Annotated in this window: 16 protein-coding genes; 7 read left to right on the top strand and 9 right to left on the bottom strand. The window is 75.4% G+C overall.

Annotated elements, in window-relative coordinates:
* Nucleotides 1-44: 44 nt before the first annotated feature.
* Nucleotides 45-2,471 carry a DEAD/DEAH box helicase gene (locus ACQYWQ_RS20570; RefSeq protein WP_431036485.1) on the bottom strand — a complete coding sequence of 809 codons (2,427 nt, stop codon included), beginning with the start codon at nucleotides 2,469-2,471 and terminating at the stop codon, nucleotides 45-47.
* 77 nt (nucleotides 2,472-2,548) lie between these two features.
* On the opposite strand from ACQYWQ_RS20570, the gene ACQYWQ_RS20565 reads away from it, so the two are divergent.
* The 3 genes from ACQYWQ_RS20565 (at nucleotide 2,549) to ACQYWQ_RS20555 (ending at nucleotide 5,000) form a co-directional block, all read left to right on the top strand.
* Nucleotides 2,549-2,929, top strand: a complete 381-nt coding sequence (locus tag ACQYWQ_RS20565; RefSeq protein WP_431036483.1) for a hypothetical protein — start codon at nucleotides 2,549-2,551, stop codon at nucleotides 2,927-2,929.
* Nucleotides 2,930-3,069: 140 nt separating this feature from the next.
* The gene (locus ACQYWQ_RS20560) at nucleotides 3,070-4,020 is read left to right on the top strand and encodes an SDR family NAD(P)-dependent oxidoreductase (RefSeq protein ID WP_431036481.1); all 951 of its coding nucleotides are present in this window, start codon (nucleotides 3,070-3,072) and stop codon (nucleotides 4,018-4,020) included.
* 65 nt (nucleotides 4,021-4,085) lie between these two features.
* Nucleotides 4,086-5,000 (top strand): SDR family NAD(P)-dependent oxidoreductase, encoded by a 915-nt coding sequence (locus tag ACQYWQ_RS20555; protein WP_431036479.1) that lies wholly within the window; start codon nucleotides 4,086-4,088, stop codon nucleotides 4,998-5,000.
* Nucleotides 5,001-5,050: 50 nt separating this feature from the next.
* On the opposite strand, the gene ACQYWQ_RS20550 is transcribed toward ACQYWQ_RS20555, so the two are convergent.
* Complete coding sequence (locus ACQYWQ_RS20550) at nucleotides 5,051-5,869, bottom strand: helix-turn-helix domain-containing protein (protein WP_431036477.1); 819 nt, start codon at nucleotides 5,867-5,869, stop codon at nucleotides 5,051-5,053.
* Nucleotides 5,866-6,942 (bottom strand): helix-turn-helix transcriptional regulator, encoded by a 1,077-nt coding sequence (locus ACQYWQ_RS20545; protein ID WP_431036475.1) that lies wholly within the window; start codon nucleotides 6,940-6,942, stop codon nucleotides 5,866-5,868. Before ACQYWQ_RS20545 ends, ACQYWQ_RS20550 begins: the two co-directional genes overlap by 4 nt.
* A 248-nt stretch (nucleotides 6,943-7,190) precedes the next feature.
* Between ACQYWQ_RS20545 and ACQYWQ_RS20540 the strand changes: the two genes are divergently transcribed.
* Complete coding sequence (locus ACQYWQ_RS20540; protein ID WP_431036473.1) at nucleotides 7,191-7,937, top strand: restriction endonuclease; 747 nt, start codon at nucleotides 7,191-7,193, stop codon at nucleotides 7,935-7,937.
* A gap of 135 nt (nucleotides 7,938-8,072) precedes the next feature.
* Here ACQYWQ_RS20540 and ACQYWQ_RS20535 read toward each other — a convergent pair whose 3' ends face one another.
* From ACQYWQ_RS20535 to ACQYWQ_RS20520, 4 genes are all read right to left on the bottom strand, one after another.
* Nucleotides 8,073-9,089 (bottom strand): cation diffusion facilitator family transporter, encoded by a 1,017-nt coding sequence (locus tag ACQYWQ_RS20535; RefSeq protein ID WP_431036471.1) that lies wholly within the window; start codon nucleotides 9,087-9,089, stop codon nucleotides 8,073-8,075.
* Nucleotides 9,090-9,273: 184 nt separating this feature from the next.
* A complete protein-coding gene (locus ACQYWQ_RS20530) occupies nucleotides 9,274-10,155 on the bottom strand; it encodes an acyl-CoA thioesterase (protein ID WP_431036469.1) in 882 nt (293 codons plus the stop codon).
* 105 nt (nucleotides 10,156-10,260) lie between these two features.
* Nucleotides 10,261-11,418, bottom strand: a complete 1,158-nt coding sequence (locus tag ACQYWQ_RS20525) for an acyl-CoA dehydrogenase family protein (RefSeq protein ID WP_431036467.1) — start codon at nucleotides 11,416-11,418, stop codon at nucleotides 10,261-10,263.
* 207 nt (nucleotides 11,419-11,625) lie between these two features.
* Complete coding sequence (locus ACQYWQ_RS20520; RefSeq protein WP_431036465.1) at nucleotides 11,626-11,811, bottom strand: hypothetical protein; 186 nt, start codon at nucleotides 11,809-11,811, stop codon at nucleotides 11,626-11,628.
* A 156-nt stretch (nucleotides 11,812-11,967) separates the two neighbouring features.
* Here ACQYWQ_RS20520 and ACQYWQ_RS20515 point away from each other — a divergent pair, with 156 nt between their 5' ends.
* The gene (locus ACQYWQ_RS20515; RefSeq protein WP_431036463.1) at nucleotides 11,968-12,600 is read left to right on the top strand and encodes a nucleoside/nucleotide kinase family protein; all 633 of its coding nucleotides are present in this window, start codon (nucleotides 11,968-11,970) and stop codon (nucleotides 12,598-12,600) included.
* A 141-nt stretch (nucleotides 12,601-12,741) separates the two neighbouring features.
* Here the strand turns inward: ACQYWQ_RS20515 and ACQYWQ_RS20510 are convergent, their stop codons facing one another.
* The gene (locus tag ACQYWQ_RS20510) at nucleotides 12,742-13,554 is read right to left on the bottom strand and encodes an alpha/beta fold hydrolase (RefSeq protein WP_431036462.1); all 813 of its coding nucleotides are present in this window, start codon (nucleotides 13,552-13,554) and stop codon (nucleotides 12,742-12,744) included.
* Between the two features lie 579 nt (nucleotides 13,555-14,133).
* Between ACQYWQ_RS20510 and ACQYWQ_RS20505 the strand changes: the two genes are divergently transcribed.
* Nucleotides 14,134-15,651 (top strand): MDR family MFS transporter, encoded by a 1,518-nt coding sequence (locus tag ACQYWQ_RS20505; protein ID WP_431036460.1) that lies wholly within the window; start codon nucleotides 14,134-14,136, stop codon nucleotides 15,649-15,651.
* Between the two features lie 187 nt (nucleotides 15,652-15,838).
* Here ACQYWQ_RS20505 and ACQYWQ_RS20500 read toward each other — a convergent pair whose 3' ends face one another.
* Entirely contained in the window at nucleotides 15,839-16,426 is a 588-nt protein-coding gene (locus ACQYWQ_RS20500) for an SACE_7040 family transcriptional regulator (RefSeq protein WP_431036458.1), read from the bottom strand.
* 176 nt (nucleotides 16,427-16,602) lie between these two features.
* Here ACQYWQ_RS20500 and ACQYWQ_RS20495 point away from each other — a divergent pair, with 176 nt between their 5' ends.
* Nucleotides 16,603-18,333, top strand: coding sequence for a carboxyl transferase domain-containing protein (locus ACQYWQ_RS20495; RefSeq protein WP_431036456.1), 1,731 nt, complete (start codon nucleotides 16,603-16,605; stop codon nucleotides 18,331-18,333).
* Nucleotides 18,334-18,367: the final 34 nt, after the last annotated feature.

The raw sequence follows: 18,367 nt of genomic DNA, 5'->3' as shown, positions 1-18,367 counted from the left end.
AGGGCGCGGGGCGGGCGGGTGGGCGGCGCCCCGCTCCGTATCCCTCACCCGTCGCCGTCGCCCCGGCCGGTCCCGCCCCCGTTCCCCTCGGCTTCCGCCACGCCGAGCCGCCCCCGTTCCTCGGCCACGATCCGGCGGGCGATCTCGGCGTCGAAAGTGTCCGTCGCCTCCGGGATGCTCTCGGCGATGACGCTGCGGCGCGCGTGCGTGTCGAAGAGGTGGGTGCGCTCCTCCTGCACGCCGAGGAGGTGCGTGTCGATGCCGCCGGGGGTGAGGAGGTGGTGCACCCGTACGGAGCGGGCCTGGCCCATGCGGTGGGCGCGGGCGACGGCCTGCGACTCCAGGGCCGTGCTCGTCTGGGGCTCGCACAGGACGACGACGGAGGCGGCCTGGAGGTTGAGGCCGAGCCCGGCGACGCGGATCGGGGCGAGCAGGACGGCGGGGCCGTCCGTGGTCGTGAAGGCGTCCACGAGGTCCTGGCGCGCGCGGGCGTCCAGCGTGCCGGTGACCGGGCCGTGCACGGGCACGTCGGGGGGCAGGTGCGCGCGTACCGCGTCGAGCACGTCGGGGAAGTACGAGAAGACGAGCGTCTTGCGGCCGTTCGCCGCCGCCTCGGCGACGAGGTCCCGCAGCCGGGCGGCCTTCGCGGAAGGCTCCGGACCTGCGAAGGCCGCCCGCCGCATCGCCGGGAAGCTGCCCGCGACGACGGCGGCGCGGTAGGCGGCGTTCTCGGCGGGGCCGGGCACGAGCCACTCGCGGGTGTGCTGGACGCCGGGGAGTTCGGCGAGGACGTCGGCTTGTTCGCGGCGCAGGTAGACCGGGGCGAGCGCGGCCCTGAAGGCGTGCGGGCTCTCGGGCGCGTACGGCCCGGTGAGGTGCGGCGTCTCGTCGAGGAGGCCGACGAGCGCGGCGAGTTCGGCGGGGCGGTGCTCCATCGGCGTACCGCTCAGGAGCAGCACGCGGCGCGCCTCCTGGCGGGTCCACTCGCGGGCGGCCCCGGCCCGCTGGGTGCGGTGGTTCTTGACGTACTGCGCCTCGTCGAGGACGACGGTCGCGACCTGGGAGGCGTCGGCGAGGGGCAGTTTCGCGAGCGTGGTGTACGTCGTGAGGCCGACCCCGGCGCCCGCGCGCCACTCCTGGTAGGCGTGGGCGCGCCCGGGTCCGTACAGGACGTGGACGGGGAGCGCGCTGTGGGCGGCGAATTCGCGCTGCCAGTTGACGAGGAGGCTCGTCGGGCAGACGACGAGGGCGCGGGTCCCCGCGGCGGAGGGCGGACCGCCGGGGCCGGTGGCGGGCGGCTCGCCGGAGGCGCCGGGCGGGGCGGCCGGCGGCGGGTCCTCGCGGCCACCGGGAGGGTCAGTGGGCGGCGGGTCCTCGCGGGCACCGGGGAAGCCGGTGAGGCGGCGCTCGGTCCCGGTGAGGGCGCCCGCGTCCACCGGCGGCCGCGGCTCGCGCCGCCGGTCCTCGGCCTCGGCCATGAGGTGGGCGAGCACGGCGATGGCCTGCACCGACTTGCCGAGCCCCATCTCATCGCCGAGCAGGACGCGGCGGCGGGCGAGCGCGAAGCGGGCGCCGAAGGACTGGTACGGGCGCAGCGTGACCCGTACGTGCCGCTCGTCCAGGGGCTGTCGGCGCACCTCCTCGGCGATCTCCGCGGGGAGGTCCCCCGCGGCCGCCGCCGAGCCGGGGTCGAGACCGGCGGCCGCGGCGAGCACGGCGTGGTAGTCGGCGGCGCGCAGGGCGAAGTCGAGCCAGGCCGCCGCCTGCGAGCCCGGGGTACGGAGCAGGTCGGCGGAGGTCTGCGCGAACCGTTCGCCGAGCCCGGCCCCGGCGGCCTCGGCGACGAGCGCCCGCAGCTCCGCGAGCGCGGCCCTGGCCGCCTCGCGGGCCCTGCCCCTGGCGGGCACGCAGCGGGCGGCGAGGGAGCGCGCCGCGGCGCGCGGCCAGGCCGCGTCGAGCGGCGCGGCGACGGCGAGCGGTTCGCGCAGCCGCGCGGCCCACTCCTCGGCCTCGGCCACGGTGGCCCGCCCCGCGGTCCCGACGGTGACGAGCGGGTGCAGGGCGTGGAGCAGCGCGGTCGTGCCGGGCGTGGGACGGTCGGCGTCCAGCCGTACGGTCAGCGCCTCGCGCACCGTATCGGCGAACCGCCCGGCGGCCGCGGCGAGCTGCCGCGCGCGCCCCGCGCCGACGCCGGGGACGCGGCGCAGGGCGTGTTCCCCGGCCTCGCGCAGGGCGCCGATCGTGGTGTACCCGGCGGCCTCGACGTCGGCGGTGCGCAACCGGCCGCGCGTGACCTCCTGGAGTCGCGCGAGCGGTACGGGGGCGAGGAGCGCGGCGACTTCGGCGTCGAGCAGCGGGTCGACCGCCGCCCGTACGGAGGTGACGGCGCGGTGCCAGTCGGCGCGCACCGCTTCGGCGGCCCGCGCGAGGCTCCGTGCCCGCGCGTACGCTTCGCGTTCCTCACGTCCCACCGGGCGCTCGCCCCCCGTCTCGCGGGCGGGCGCCCGCGTAGACTCGCATCATCCATGCCGGGCGGGGGGTTGGGCACATGAGTACGTGGTTGTGGGTGCTGTTCTTCGTGGTCGTCTTCGGAGGCGGCGGCATCGGTGAGCGGGCGCGCAGGGCGCTGCGCACGCGGCACCAGCGGCGGCTCGAACTCACGGAGGCCAAGGCGCGGGCCGAGCGGGCGCGCGTCGAGGCGGGGCGGCCTCCCGAGCCGGTGTGCGGCTGCGGCCACCACCTCGCGACGCACGACACGGGGGGCCGCTGCCACGAGACGGTACGGACGGCCGTCGCCTGGGACGCGGAGAGCAGGCCGGAGCGGTACGAGGCGCGGGACTGCCCGTGCCAGCGGTACGTGGGCCCCGAGCCGCTCAACCTGACCTTCGCCCAGGAGCTGACGGATCTGGACCACCACCCGAAGGACTAGGGCCTCCCGGACCAGGGCCCGTCCGGAGGTGTATTCCGAGCCTGGCCCCCGTACTACCCCCCTCGGTGGAGCACTGGCACGCGGCCCGCGGCCGCCGCACGGTGGAGCGACCAGCTTCCCGACTCCGCGAGGACGTACGCATGCCGCTCCTGACCACCCCCTTCGACCGCGATTCCACCGCCGACGACGTGCTCGCCGGTGTGGACCTGCACGGCCGCACCGCGCTCGTCACGGGCGGTTCATCGGGCGTCGGCGCGGCGACGTCGCGCGCCCTCGCCGCGGCGGGCGCGCGGGTCGTGCTCGCGGCGCGCGGCCTCGCGGCGGCCCGTGAGGCCGCGGCGCGTATCACCGCGGAAACGGGCAACGCGCTCGTGACGGCCGCGCCGCTCGACCTGAGCGACCCGGGCTCGGTGCGCGCCTTCGTACGGGCCTGGGAGGGCCCGCTGCACCTGCTCGTGAACAACGCCGGGATCATGGCGCTCCCCACGCTCGACCGCACGCCCAGGGGCTGGGAGCGCCAGTTCGCGACGAACCACCTCGGGCACTTCGCGCTCGCGACCGGGCTGCGGCCCGCGCTCGCCGCGGCCGGGGGCGCGCGGATCGCCGCGCTCTCCTCCACGGGCCACTTCGCCTCGCCCGTCGTCTTCGACGACATCAACTTCGCGCACCGCCCGTACGACCCCTTCGCCGCCTACGGCCAGTCGAAGACCGCCGACGCGCTCTTCGCCGTCGGGGCGGGCAGCCGCTGGGCGGCGGACGGGATCGCGGCGCACGCGGTGATGCCGGGCGGCATCAAGTCCCCGCTCCAGCGGTACGCGTTCGGGCCGGACATGGACGAACAGGCGCGTGCCGTCTACACCTCGTACCCGTGGCGCCGCGCGGACCAGGGCGCGGCGACCTCGGTGCTCGCTGTCGCCTCTCCGCTCCTGGACGGCGTGACGGGCCTGTACCTCCAGAACTGCCAGGAGGCCCCGGTGATCGACCCGGCGCGGGCGGCACGGGAGCCTGAGCCGTTCGGGGTGGCGGCCTGGGCGCGGGACACGGAGGCGGCCGAACGGCTGTGGGACGTGTCGACGGCGGCGGTCTCCTGACCCCGCGGTTTCCCGAACCCGCCCGAACCCATCCGGAACCACCCGACCTCATCCGAGGAACAGACATGATGAAGACACCTTTCGGCTTCTCGTCGACGACCGACGACGTCCTGGCGGGCGTGTCCCTCGCGGGCAGACGGGCCGTCGTGACGGGCGCGACGTCCGGGCTCGGCACGGAGACGGCGCGCGCCCTCGCCGCGGCGGGGGCCGAGGTCGTACTGGCCGCGCGCAGACCGGACGCCGCGGCCGAAGCGGCGGCGGAGATCACCCGTACGACGGGGAACGCGGCGGTCTCGGCGGCCCGCGTCGACCTGGCGGACCTCGCCTCCGTGCGGGAGTTCACCGCGACGTTCGGCGGGCCCCTGCACATCCTCGTGAACAACGCCGGGATCATGGCCCTCCCGGAGCTGCGGCGGACCCCGGAGGGCCGTGAGTCGCAGTTCGGCACGAACTTCGTGGGGCACTTCGCGCTGGTGTCGGGGCTGTACCCGGCGCTCGCGGCGGCGGGCGGGGCGCGGATCGTCTCGGTCAGCTCCCTCGCGCACCTCATGTCCCCCGTGGTCTTCGACGACGTGGACTTCCGTTTCCGCCCGTACGAGCCGTGGGCCGCGTACGCGCAGTCGAAGACGGCGAACGTGCTGCTCGCGGTCGGCGCCGACCGGCGGTGGGCGGGCGAGGGCATCCGCGCGAACGCGCTGCACCCCGGCGCCATCGCGACCCACCTCCAGCAGCACACGGGCGGCCTGCGCACCCCCGAGCACCTGCGCAAGACGGTGCCGCAGGGCGCGGCCACGAGCGTGCTCCTCGCGGCCTCGCCGCTCCTGGACGGCGTCGGCGGCCGCTACTTCGAGGACTGCGCCGAATCCCCGGTCGTGGCACGGCCGGGACCGCTCGGCACGGGCGGAGTCGCCCCGTACGCCCTGGACCCGGCGAACGCGGACCGCCTGTGGACGCTGGCCGAGGAACTGATCACGCCCTGACGCCTGCGGGCCTCGTCGTGGGCGGTCCGGAGCGGGTCGGCGGGGGCCGGTCAGCTCCTGGCGTCGGTCGCGTCCGCGACGAGGCGGCGCAGGGACCGCTCCGACGTGGTGCCGGGGCGCGCCGAGTGGGTCACCAGGAGGGTGCCGGGGTGGGCGGGGACGGCGAAGCGCTGGTACGTGAGGGTGAGAGGGCCGACCAGGGGGTGGGTGAGGGTGAGTTCGCCGACGGGGGGCGGGTTGACCTCGTAGCGCCGCCACATCGCGCCGAAACCGGGGGACTTGGCGAGGAGTTCGTCGCGCAGGGCGCGCACGCGGGGGTCGTCGGGGGTGTGGTCCGCCTGGGCGCGGAGGGTGGCGACCGCGCGGGCCACGAGGGTGGGGGCATCGGCGTAGAGGGTGTTCACCCCGGGTGTCAGGAAGGCCGCGCGGAGGAGGTTCACGCCGGGGCGGTAGAAGGGGGCCAGGGCCGTCGCGGACGGGGTCGCGGCGAGGACGTCCAGGGTGGAGGTCTGGACGACCGCGGGGACGTCCCGCCAGACCTTCAGCAACTCCCCGAGACCCGCGGGGAGTTCGGTGGCCGGGGCCGGCGCCGGGGACAGGTGGCCCGCGAGGTGGTGGAGGTGGCGGCGCGTCGCCGGGTCCAGGCGCAGGGCGCGGGCCAGGGCGTCCAGGATCTCCGGGGAGGGATGCCGGTCGCGGCCCTGCTCCAGGCGTGTGCAGTAGTCGACGCTGATGCCCGCGAGGTCCGCCAGCTCCTCGCGGCGCAGGCCAGGCACGCGGCGCGGGCCCGGACCGGGGTCGATACCGGCGGCCCGCGGCGTGAGGGCGTCGCGGCGGGCGCGGAGGAAGGCGGCGAGGGGGGTGCTCATGGGCGGCCCGGGCCCGCCTCGACGAGCGTGCGGAGGAGGGACTCCGTACGGCTGCCGGGCGCGGCGTGGTAGACCACGAGCAACTGCCCCTCGTCGGGAAGGATGGTGAGCTTTTCGTACGCCAAGTCCAGGGGCCCTGCGCACGGGTGGAGGACACGGGTGCGGCCCGCCGTGCGGGCGCGGACGTCGTGCCGGTCCCAGAGCGTCCGGAACTCCTCGCTCCCCTCCCGCAGTTCGTCGATGAGCGCGGCAAACCCCGGGTCGGCGGGAGCCGGCCCCGTCTGTGCGCGCAACGAGGCGACGACGGAGGCGGCCACCTCGGGCCAGTCCTCGTACAGCGGTCGCACCGCCGTGCCGAGGAACGTCGCGCGCAGCAGGTTGACGCCCTCGCGGTAGCTCGGCGAGAGCGCCGTCGCGAGCGGGTTGGCCACGAGGACGTCGTGGTAGCGGCCCTGCACGAAGGCGGGGGTGTCGTGGCGCGAGAGGACGAGGCGGCGGACCGGCTCGGGAACGGTCTCGGGGGCGTACGGGGCCTGGGCGGCCGGGCGGCCGACGGCGAGGGCCCGCAGGTGGGCGCGGGCCTCGGCGTCGAGCCGCAGCACGTCGGCCAGGGCCTCCGTCACCTCCGGCGACGGGTGCCGGTCGCGGCCGCGTTCGAGCCGCAGGTAGTACGCGGCCGAGATCCCCGCGAGCGCCGCGACCTCCTCCCGCCGCAGCCCCGGCAACCGCCGCCGCCCCGACCCCACGAGCCCGACGTCCTCGGGCCGCACGAGCGCCCGACGCGCACGGAGGAAGGCGGCGAGGGGGGTGGGCGCCGGGGCCGCCGGGGCACGGTGGGCGGCGGGCGGGGTGGCGGCGGAGGCGCGGGGGGCCGCGGGCGCGTGGGCGGCGGGCCGGGTGCGCCGGGGCGTGTGCGCGGGGGCGTTTCGCCCCGTACGCGTACCGGCTTCCGCCGAGGCGCCCCGCGCGCCGCCCGGGCCGCCCCGCCCGCCGCCGGAGGCGTCCGGCTCACTGCCGAAGGCGGCCCGCGCGGGGCCGCGCTCGGGCTCGGGGGTGCGGGCGGAGGGAGGCATTGCCCCAGCGTATGCCGAGGTGGGGGGGGCGGGGAGCGGCAAGGGACCGCGGCCAGGCGGGCGCGTCGGAGGGCATGGCGCCACCGGCCCGAGCCGCCTCGTACGCGCGCTCTCCCGGCCATCCGCACCGGGAACCGGAATCACGGTCACCTACCGCTGTGCCACCTACACGTGGTGTCATGGCGGGGGTGTGCTGTCAGGCGAGGGGGACTCGTGGGCTGGATCGGGAGCTACGTGCGGTGGGACCGGTGACCCGGCACACGCGCACCCGCCGCACACCCGCCCGCCGCCCTCCGGCCCGCCGTGCCCCCACGCGCCGCCGCGCCCCGGCACCTCGCCGCGCCCCCGCCCGCCGTCGGCTCCCCCGCCATGACGACGCCCTCGGCCGCGCCGGTCTCGCCGTCCTGGCCCTCGCGCTCCTCCTCGCCCTTGTCCGCTGGCTGGCCGCCCACTGGTGGGTGCCGCTGGGGCTCGCACTCGCCGGGGCCGCCGCCTGGGCCTGGTGGCTGCGGAGGCGGGCCGAGCGGACACGGGGGGAACGGGCGCGGCAGCGGGCCCTGCGGCTCGGACTCGGCACGCTCGACGCGCTGGATCACCGGCAGTTCGAGTACGCGGTCCGGGACCTGCTGCGCCGTGACGGCTGCCTGGACGCGGAGCAGGTCGGCGGGGCGAACGACCGCGGCGCCGATGTGCTCGCCACGGACCCGTACGGGCGCAGGTGGCTCGTGCAGTGCAAGCACCGCAGGGACGGGGCCGCCGGACCCGCCGTCGGCACCCCCGACCTCCAGCGCGTCAACGGCACGGCCCGTCAGCTCCACGGCGCGGACGTCGTCCTCGTCGTCACGAACGGCCGGTTCAGCGGCAAGTGCCCCGAGCTGGCGGGGGCCTTGCGGATGCACCTGGTCGGCCGGGAGCTTCTGGGCACCTGGGCGAGCGGGTCGCGCCCCCTGTGGGAGCTGCTGCCGCGCGTGCCCGCGCCGCGCCGGGGGGCGTGAGCCGTGGGCCGGGGGGCGCGAGCCGTGGGCGAGGGGCGCGAGCCGTGGGCGAGGGGCGCGAGCCGTGGGCGAGGGGCGCGAGCCGTAGCCCTCATGGCTCACGCCCCTCGCCTTGGAGGCAAGGCCGCTCGGCCATCACGCGCCCGCGTCCCCCCACGGATTCAGCCCCTCCCTCCGCCGCTGTCCCGCCCCCGGTGTCGGGTCCAGGTAGACGCGGGTCACGCGGGGGAAGCGCTCGCGGATGCGGCGTTCGGCGTGTTCGCAGGTCCACTCGATCTGGGCCGCCGTCGACGCGTCGCGGAAGTCGATCTTCGCGGCGATCAGGGCCTCGTCGGGTCCCTGGACGAGCGTGACGAGGTCCAGGACGGCCTCGATGTGCTCCGTGGCGAGGAGTTCGGCGCGGATCGCCGCGCGGTCCGCGGGCGGCAGGGCGCGGCCGGTGAGGAGTTCGGCGTTGGAGCGGCCGAGCACCCACGCGACCCAGACGAGGAGCAGGCCGATGAGCAGTGAGGCGATGCCGTCCCACGTGCCGTCGCCCGTCGCGTGCGCGAGGGCGACGCCACCGGCGGCGAGGACGAGGCCCGCGAGCGCCGCCGAGTCCTCGAAGACGACGGCCTTGACGGTCGTGTCGCTCGTCCACCGCAGGTGCCTGAAGAACGTCGTACGGGCCGCGCGCGCCTCCCCCGCCATTTGCCGGAGGCCCGTCCGCAGGGAGTAGCCCTCCAGGAGGAAGGCGATGGCCAGGACGATGTACGACAGGAGGGGGTTGCCGAGGGTCTCGCCGTGCGTGAGCGTGTGGATGCCGTCGTACACGGAGAAGACCGCGCCGCCGACGAACGTCGCGACGGAGGCGAGGAGCGCCCAGACGTAGCGTTCGTGGCCGTGCCCGAGCGGGTGGTCCTCGTCGGCCGGCTTGGCGCTGCGCCGCAGCGCGAGCAGGAGGAGCAGCTCGGTGACGGTGTCCGCGAGCGAGTGGGCGGCCTCCGAGAGCATCGCGGACGAGCCGCTGACGAGACCGGCGAGGAGCTTCGCCGCGGCGATCCCGAGGTTGGCCCCGGCCGCGACGAGAACGGTGACGGTGCTCTCACCACCGCCGTCGGGCGCGGGGGCGGGCGGCACGGGGGGCTGCGGTACGGGGTCACTGCTGCTCATAGCGGCGCAGTATGCCGAGCGGTACGGGCACGGGCCGGTACGCCCCGCCCGGCGGTACGGGTACGGGCCCGGCGAAAACGCCCCGCCGGACCCGTGCCCACGACACCACCCCTCACGACGCCACCGGGCGGACACCGCGCGCCGCGAACCCGCCCACCACGACACCGCGCACCGCGTTGTCGCGTCACCGCTCGCGCGGCACCCGCATCAAGCCCTCCTGGATGACCGATATCGCGAGCCGTCCGTCCTGCGTGTAGATCCGGGCCTGGCCGAGGCCGCGGCCGCCCGAGGACGACGGGGACTCCTGGTCGTACAGGAGCCACTCGTCGGCGCGGAAGGGCCGGTGGAACCACATGGCGTGGTCCAGGCTCGCGCCGACGATGTCGCCCGTGACCCAGCCGCCGCGCCCGTGCGCGAGGAGGACGGAGTCGAGGAGCGTCATGTCCGAGACGTACGTCGCGAGGACGACGTGCAGGAGCGGGTCGTCGCCCGCGAGCTTGCCGTTGGTGCGGAACCACACCTGCGAGCGCGGCTCGCGCGGCTGCCCCGCGGTCGCGTACGGGGGTGCGTCCACGTACCGCAGGTCGACCGCCTCGCGGGCTTCGAGCAGCTTGCGCACGACCTCGGGGCCGCCGACCGCCTCGCTGTACCTGGGCAGGGCCTCGGGTGCGCTCGGCAGCGACTCGGGGTCGGGCGCGGGCGGCATCGGCGCCTGGTGGTCGAGCCCTTCCTCCCGCACCTGGAAGGAGCACGAGAGGTGGAAGATCGGCTGGCCGTGCTGGATCGCGACGACGCGCCGGGTCGTGAAGGAACGGCCGTCCCTGATGCGGTCCACGCGGTAGACGATGGGCGCGCCGGGGTCCCCGGCGACGAGGAAGTACGCGTGCAGCGAGTGCGCGTACCTGTCGGCGGGCACGGTGCGGCCCGCGGCGACGAGCGCCTGGGCGGCGACCTGCCCGCCGAACACCCGCGGGACGAGCGTGGGCCGGGACTGGCCCCGGAAGATGTCCACCTCGATCCGCTCCAGGTCGAGGAGGTCGAGGAGGTCGTCGAGTGCTTCGCTCATACGGCGTACTCTCTCGTACTCGCGACGGAGCCCGTCGTACGGGAGGCGGCGTCCCTCGTGCGCGCGAGGGACGCCCCCGTCGGTCCCGTCGGTCCGGTCACCGGCTCAGAGCCCCATGCTCTTCGCGATGATCATCTTCATGACCTCGCTCGTGCCGCCGTAGATGCGGTTGACGCGGTTGTCCGCGTACAGGCGGGCGATCGGGTACTCGTTCATGTAGCCGTAGCCGCCGTGGAGCTGGAGGCAGCGGTCGATGACGCGCGAGGCGACCTCGGTGCAGAAGAGCTTCGCGGACGCGGCCTCGGCGGCGGTCAGCTCGCCCTTGTCGTGCGCTTCGAGCGCGCGGTCGCACACGGCCTCGGCCGCGTCGACCTCGGCCTTGCAGGCGGCCAGCTCGAACTTGGTGTTCTGGAACGCGGCGACGGGCTTGCCGAAGACGGTGCGGTCCTGCACGTACTGCTGCGCGAAGCGGACCGCGGCGGCGGCCTGCGCGTAGGCGCCGACGGCGATGCCGAGGCGCTCCTGCGGGAGGTTCTGGCCGAGGTAGGAGAAGCCCTTGTTCTCCTCGCCGAGGAGGTCGCCGACGGGCACCTTGACGTCGGTGAAGGAGAGTTCGGCGGTGTCGGAGGTCTTGAGGCCGAGTTTGTCGAGCTTGCGGCCGACCGCGTAGCCCTCGGACTTCGTGTCGACGACGAGGAGCGAGATGCCGAAGCGGCGGTCGTCCTCCTTCGGCGGCGCGGTGCGGGCGCAGACGATGACGCGGTCGGCGTGGACGCCGCCCGTGATGAAGGTCTTGGCGCCGTTGAGCACGTAGTGGGTGCCGTCGGCGGAGAGCTTCGCGGTCGTCTTCATGCCCGCGAGGTCGGAGCCGGTGCCGGGCTCGGTCATCGCGATGGCGAACATCGTGCGGCCCGAGACGAAGTCGGGGAGCCAGCGCTTCTTCTGCTCCTCGGTGGCGTACGCCTTGAGGTACGGCAGGCACAGCGCGACGTGCACGCCGCTGCCGCCGAGCGAGACACCTGCGCGGGCGGTCTCCTCGGAGAGGATCGCCTGGAACTTGAAGGACTCCTCGCCCGCCCCGCCGTACTCCTCGGGCACCTCGATGCCGAAGATGCCCAGCTCACCGAGCTTGTAGTAGAAGTCGCGCGGCGCCTGCCCCGCGGCCACCCACTCCTCGTGCTGCGGCACGACCTCGGCCTCGATGAAGGCGCGGATCGTCTCGCGGAACGCCTCGTGATCCTCGTTGTAAACGGTACGGCGCACTGACGCCACCCTCCTTCGGCGGCCGGTGCGGGCCGGTCCGCGCGGTACGTACGAAGGCGGGGCGCCGGACATACTAAGCGCCCGCTCACCCTTGAAGTTACCCGCACGTATGGCGGGTGTCCAGATGGGACGGGGAGGTCTGGGGGCGGGGGCACGCGCCGCGCGGGAGCCGGGGCGCGAGGGGGCGCGCGGCGCGGGAACGCGGGCTCAGACCGCGCAGGAGCCGCCGCCCGGGCGCCCGCGCTGGGCGCGCGTGGAGACGAGGAGCGCCGCCATCTCGTCCGGGTCGAAGTCGTCCTCGCCCTCGACGGCGGGGTCCATCCCGACCGGCTCGGGCTCGGCCACGGGAGGCGGCCCGGACTTCAGCTGCCCGAGCGGGAAGAAAGCGGTCATGGGGCACCTCCGGTCGATCGTGCGCGCACAGAACTGACTCGACTGTACGCGGGGTGGCGGGGGGCCGGTACGCGGACCGGGAGCGCGGTACGGCCCGGCGCCGGGCACCCGGCCCGGGCGCACCTTCCCGACCCGGCCGCGGGGCCCGGAGGCACAATGCCCCGCATGGACACGCTCCCGGCCCCCGAAGCGCTCCTCGCCCGCGCCCGCCGCCTCTCCGTCCCCGGCCGCCGGAGTCTGCTGGGGATCGCCGGGGCTCCCGGGGCGGGGAAGTCGACGCTGGCGGAGCGGGTCGTCGCCGCTGTGCCCGGCTCCGTTCTCGTACCGATGGACGGATTCCACCTGGCACAGGCGGAGCTGGAGCGGCTCGGGCGGGCGGGCCGGAAGGGGGCGCCCGACACGTTCGACGCGGCCGGGTACGTGGCGCTCCTGCGGCGGCTGCGGACCCCTGTCCCGGGCGAGGTCGTGTACGCGCCGCTCTTCCGGCGGGAGGAGGAGGAACCGCTCGCCGGGGCCGTGCCCGTCCCGCCGGACGTGCCGCTCGTCGTCACCGAGGGCAACTACCTGCTGCTCGGCGAGGGCCCGTGGTCCGCGGTACGGGACCTGCTCGACGAGGCGTGGTTCCTCGCCCCGGACCGGGAGACGCGCGTGCGCAGGCTCGTCGAACGGCACGTGCGGTACGGGAAGTCCCGGGCGCGGGCGGAGCGCTGGGTGGCGGAGTCGGACGAGGTCAACGCGCGCCTGGTGGAGGCGAGCCGGGGCCGGGCGGACCTGCTCGTCCGGGAGTGAGGCGGGCGGAGGCGTACGCGGGAGGGGAGCACGGCCGACGCACGGGGAACCGGGGAGCAGGGCCGACGCGCCGCGTGCGGGGGCACGGCGAGTCCCCCGCACGCGGCGCCGGGAGCCCGCTGTCCCGGGGAGCGGGTCTCCTCAGCTCCCCGTCTCGCGCAGGAAGTCGGCGGCGACCTGTCCCCAGCCCCGGACCTCATCCGCCGTCCGTGCCACGGACAGGCGGGCTCCCGGGACGCGCTCGGCGACGGTCTCCGCGGAGGAGACGGGGTGGCCGGGGTCGGTGTCCCAGGCGAGGACGAGGGTGGGCACCGTGACGCGGGCGAGGGCCTCGGGGTCCGGGAGGTCGGAGCCGGCGGCGCCCTCCAGGACGGCGGGCAGCAGGGCCGCGCGCACGTCGGCGCCGCCCCCGTCGAGCCCGTCGAAGATCGGCGGGCCCGGGACGGCCGCGAGCAGGGCGGCGAGTCCGGCGGGGTCCTCCGCGGCGAGCGCCGCCATCCGGCGGTAGAGCCCGGCCTGCGCCGCGCGGGTCTCCCAGGCGGTGGGAACGGCGGTGAGGACCAGCGCGGAGAAGCGCTCGGGGGCGCGCAGCGCGGCGTGGAGCGCCGTCGCCGTGCCCATCGACGTGCCGATCGCGGCGACGGGGGCCTCCGGCGAGAAGTGGTCGGCGAGGGCGAGCATGTCACCGGCCAGGGCGCCCCACTCGTACGCGGCCGGTTCGGGCCTGCCCCCGCTCTCGCCGTGCCCCCGCGCGTCGTAGGCCACGAGGCGGTGGTGGGCCGAGACGGGTGTGTAGTCGGCGAGACCGTACCGGGCGTCGTGGGCGCGGCTGCGCGTGATCCCGTGCGCGAGCAGCGCGACGGGCCCCGTACCGCGCACGGTGCAGGAGAGGCGGGCACCGGGGAGGGGGACGACGGGGAAGTCGGCGGCGGGCGCGGCGGGTTGCTGCGTCATGGGGGCGGCTCCTCGGCGAAGGCGAAGGCGAAGCGAAGCGAAGTGACGTGAAGTGAGACGGGGACAGGGCGGGGCGGGCAGGGCCGAAGGTACACCTGCGGGGCGGGGCGGCGCCTTCGCGCGTACGGGGCCAGGGCGCGTACCTGTCGGTGCCGTCGCGCCGGCTTCGGGCGCGGTCACGTAACCGAGCGTGGCACGCGACCGCGCGTGCGGGTCGGCCCGTTGGGGCCGAGGCCGGTACGGGCGGGCGTGGGCGGGCGGGGCGGTGCGCGCGGCCGCTCGGCGCGGGGTGGTTCGCGGGGAGGACGCCGGTGCGGGGCGGTTCGCGGGGAGGACGCCGGTGCGGGGCGGTTCGCGGGGAGGACGCCGGTGCGGGGCGGTTCGCGGGGAGGACGCCGATGTGGGCGCGCGGGCGCCCCCTCGCACGCCTGCGCGTACCGCAGCGAGGTGCGGCGTCGTTCACCCGAGGGAAGCCATTGCCACAGATCCACCAAGGGGGGCGGGCCCACGGGACGGATGCCGACGCCCGCGCCCGTACCGGCGCCGCTCCCCTGCCCGAGAACGAGAAAGGGGGACGTCATGGCCGACACCCCGCGCCAGGACCCCTCTCCTGCCGCCCAAGCCCCCGCCCCTGCTCCCGCCCGCCGCCCCGTGCCCGTCCGCTGGGTCCTGCTCGGCGTCCTCCTCGCCCTGCTCCTGTCCATGCTGGATGGCCTGATCGTCGGCACCGCGATGCCGACCGTCGTCGACGACCTCGGCGGGCTCGACCGGATGTCGTGGGTCGTGACCGGCTACACGCTCGCGACGGCGTGCTCAACGGCCGTATGGGGCAAGCTCGGTGATCTCCTCGACCGCAAACGCGTCTTCCTCGCCTCGGTCGTGCTCTTCCTCGTGACCTCGGTGGCGTGCGGGCTCGCGCCCTCGATGGACGCGCTCATCGCCTTCCGCGTCGTGCAGGGACTCGGCGCGGGCGGCATGGGCGCGGGGGCCTTCGCCCTGATCGGCGCGCTCGTGCCGCCGCGCGAACGTGGCAGGTACCAGGGCATGATCGCCGCCGTCATGGCGGTCGGGCAGCTCGGCGGGCCGCTCGTCGGCGGCTTCGTGACCGGGCATCTCGGCTGGCGCTGGGCGTTCTACGTGAACGTCCCCGTCGGTCTCGTGTGCCTCGCGTGGTGCGGCCTGCTGCTGCGGCTCCCGGCGCGGGAGCGGCAGGGGGCGGTACGCATCGACTGGGCCGGGATCGTGCTGCTCAGCGGGGCCATCTCGGCCTTCGTGATGGCGGCGACGTGGGCGGGCAGCACGTACGCGTGGGGCTCGTGGCGGATCATCGGCCTCGGCACGCTCGCCTTCGCGCTCCTCGCGGGCTTCGTCGTGACCGAACACCGCGCCCCCGACCCGTTGATGCCCCCGCGTGTGTACACGGCCCACCGCAACTTCCCGCTCACCGCTGTGCTGTTGACCGTGACGGGCATGACCCTGTTCGGGGCGACGCTCTATCTCCCCCTGTACCAGCAGGTGGTGCAGGGCGCGACGGCCTCGCACTCGGGCCTGCTGCTCCTCCCCATGATGATCGCGACGCTCCTCGCGACGAGCCTCGCGGGCAAGGTCATGTCGGCGACGGGCCGCTACAAGCTCTTCCCCGTCGTGGGCGCGGCGAGCATGGTCGCCGGAATGGGCCTGCTGTCGACGGCGGGCACCGACACGCCCCACACCGTGACGACGGTCTCCATGATCTTCCTGGGCATCGGCAGCGGCTTCGCGATGCAGATGGCGAACACGATCGCGCAGAACTCGGTCTCGATGCGCGACATGGGAGCGGCGTCGGCGGCGACCAACCTCTTCCGCACCCTGGGCGGCTCTCTGGGCCTCGCGCTCTTCGCCTCGCTCTTCACCTCGCGCGTCCACGGGGCCCCCGCGACAGGCCCCGCCTACACCGAACACGTGGCCCAGGCCACGCACTTGATCTTTCTGGTGGGTGCCTGCGCGGGCCTGGCGGCCGTCGCGGCGGCCCTGGCCATCGAGGAGGTCCCACTACGCGGCCAGGAGCCCCCGAAGCGGGCGCCCGAGGGCGGCGAGGAGGCAGTGAAGGCGGCGTGAGGCGGCAGGCGGGGTGGCGGAGGCGGCAGGGGGGTGGCGTGAGGCGGCAGGGGGGCGGTGGAGGAGGCGTGAGGCGGCAGGGGGCGGAGGCGTGAGGCGGCAGAGGGGGCGGCCCACCGCGACGGCCGGGTCCGGTCCGCGCCGTGCCGCGCGCCGCCGGACACCGACACGCCCCCGAGGGCGGGACTCAGGCCGCCCCGAAGGCCCCCCGCGCCAGCCGGAGCAGCAGCGTGCCCATCTCGGCCCGCCCGATGCCGTCGGCCACCTGGTGCGGGGTCGAGTTGAGGAGCCCGAAGACCGCGTGGACCGTCGCGCGGGCCGTGGGCTCGTCCGTCGTGGGGCGGGCCTCGCGGAGGGTGTCCACCCAGAGTTCGACGTACTCGCGCTGGAGGCGGCGGACCTTGCGGCGGTCCTCGTCGCGGAGGCGGTCCAGTTCGCGGTCGTGCAGGACGATGAGGGCGCGGTCGTCGAGCGCGAAGTCGATGTGGCCCGCGAGGAGCGAGTCGAGCACCGCTTCCGGAGGCCCCTCCGTCGCCGCGAGGCGCGCGCGGCCGCCCGCGAGCAGGCGCTCGCTGATGCCGACGAGCAGTTCCGCGAGCATCGCGTCCTTGCCGGGGAAGTGGCGGTAGAGCCCGGGGCCGCTGATGCCCACGGCCGCGCCTATCTCGTCCACTCCGACCCCGTGGAAGCCGCGCGCGGCGAAGAGGCGGGCGGCCTCCCGGAGGATCTGGACCCGTCTCGTCGGCGCGTCTGCGCTCGCGGGGCTGGTGCTCATGGGAAGTCATTCTAGACAAGGTCGTTAGCGCTCGTTAACCTGAACGGCAGACGTTAACGCTCACTAACAAGCTCGGTTCCGTACGTTCGGTTCCGTACGTTCGGCTTCATACGTTCAGCTTCATACGTTCAGCGACCGCCGGGCGACGGAGCCCGGCCGGCGAGGGGATCGACCGCATGGCGGACCAGATGACGGCGACGAGCGGCGGCGGCACGGGCGGCACGGCCCCGCACCTCCACCGGGCCCACTCCTCCGGGCCCGCGCCCTCCGGCGTCCACCCCACGGCCCCGGCCCAGCTCGCCCCCGTACTCACGACGTCCGCCGATCCCGGCTCCGAGACGTGGCGCGCCAACGTGGCCGCGCACGCGAAGCTCGCCGACGAGCTGCGCTCGCGCCTGGAGCGGGCACGCCTCGGCGGTGGCGAGCGGGCACGCGAGCGGCACGTCTCGCGCGGCAAGATGCTGCCGCGCGACCGCGTCGACGGGCTGCTCGACGCCGGTTCGCCGTTCCTGGAGCTGGCGCCGCTCGCGGCCGAGGGGCTGTACGAGGGCGCCGCGCCCGCCGCCGGGGTGGTCGCTGGACTCGGGATGATCTCGGGCCGGTTGAGCGTCGTCGTCGCCAACGACGCGACGGTCAAGGGCGGTACGTACTACCCGATGACCGTCAAGAAGCACCTGCGCGCGCAGGAGGTCGCCCTGGAGAACCGCCTCCCGTGCGTGTATCTCGTCGACTCGGGCGGCGCGTTCCTGCCGATGCAGGACGACGTCTTCCCCGATCGCGAGCACTTCGGGCGGATCTTCTACAACCAGGCACGCATGTCGGCCGCCGGTATCCCGCAGATCGCCTCGGTGATGGGCTCGTGCACGGCGGGCGGCGCGTACGTCCCGGCGATGAGCGACGAGGCGGTCATCGTGCGCGACCAGGGCACGATCTTCCTCGGCGGGCCGCCGCTCGTGAAGGCGGCGACGGGCGAGGTCGTCACGGCCGAGGAGCTGGGCGGCGGCGAGGTCCACAGCCGCGTGTCGGGCGTCACCGACCACCTCGCCGAGGACGACGCGCATGCGCTGCGGATCGTCAGGAACATCGTCGCGACACTGCCGGAGCGCAAGGAACTCCCCTGGGCGGTACGGGAGCCGGAGGAACCCGCGGTCGATCCCTCCGGGCTGTACGGGGCCGTGCCCGCTGACTCGCGCACCCCGTACGACGTGCGCGAGGTCATCGCGCGGATCGTGGACGGCTCGCGCTTCCAGGAGTTCAAGGCCGAGTACGGGCAGACACTCGTGACGGGATTCGCGCACCTCCACGGCCACCCGGTCGGGATCGTCGCGAACAACGGCATCCTCTTCTCCGAGTCGGCCCAGAAGGGCGCGCACTTCATCGAGTTGTGCGACCAGCGCGGTATCCCGCTGCTCTTCCTCCAGAACATCTCGGGCTTCATGGTCGGCCGCGCCTACGAGGCGGGCGGCATCGCGAAGCACGGAGCGAAGATGGTCACGGCGGTCGCGACCACGCGCGTACCGAAGCTGACCGTGGTCATCGGCGGCTCCTACGGGGCGGGCAACTACTCGATGTGCGGCCGCGCCTACGGGCCCCGCTTCCTGTGGATGTGGCCCAACGCGAAGATCTCCGTCATGGGCGGCGAGCAGGCCGCGTCGGTCCTCGCGACCGTCAAGCGCGACCAGCTGGAGGCACGCGGCGAGGAGTGGCCGGCCGAGGACGAGGAGCGTTTCAAGGCGCCGGTCAGGCAGCAGTACGAGAAGCAGGGCGACGCCTATTACGCGACCGCGCGCCTGTGGGACGACGGCGTGATCGACCCGCTCGACACGCGCCGCGTCCTCGGCCTCGCGCTCACCGCGTGCGCCCACGCGCCGCTGCCCGAACCGCGCTTCGGCGTCTTCCGGATGTGATCCCGGTGCGACGACCCTCCGTACCGAACCCGAC

The organism is Streptomyces sp. P6-2-1 (assembly GCF_050613165.1).
Taxonomy (GTDB): domain Bacteria; phylum Actinomycetota; class Actinomycetes; order Streptomycetales; family Streptomycetaceae; genus Streptomyces.
Note: the sequence above shows the minus strand (reverse complement) of the source record. Positions and strands in the feature narration are given on the sequence as shown.